1 protein-coding gene is annotated in these 433 nt (G+C 45.0%); it reads left to right on the top strand.

What is annotated here, in order from left to right; translation table 11 throughout:
- Positions 1-44: 44 nt before the first annotated feature.
- Positions 45-433 (top strand): bactofilin family protein (locus ACYVRH_RS14695; protein WP_461257605.1); only part of this gene is annotated, 389 nt, incomplete at its 3' end.

Raw genomic sequence — 433 nt, 5'->3', positions numbered from 1 at the left:
TTACAATCCGTAACAGTCTGGCTAAACAAGGACGTTAACAGCTAATGGCTCATGATAGTTCCGATTATTCAATTAACACGATAATAGGCCCCAATACAAATTTAACGGGCGACATTGAAACCGGCGGCTTTACGCGCATTGACGGAAGCATTCGTGGCGATGTAAGGGCGAAGGGCAGAGTGGTAATAGGGGAACGGGCGAGAATAAAAGGCAATGTTACAGGAGCAAATATGACTATCGGCGGAGTAGTGTATGGAAACATTGTTTCGGACGGGCACCTTGTAATTCTTTATATCGCAATTATTATCGGCGATATTATCACCCGCAGAATTCAGGCGGATGACGGCTGTTTTATAAATGGTATGGTTTCCGTATGTTCCACCGATGAGCGCTGGACAAAAACAATGTCAGAGCACAAAGATGCGCAGGGAAT

This window comes from Treponema sp. R80B11-R83G3, assembly GCF_054786115.1.
The sequence above is the reverse complement of the archived record's forward strand: the minus strand, read 5'-3'. Positions and strand labels throughout refer to the sequence as shown.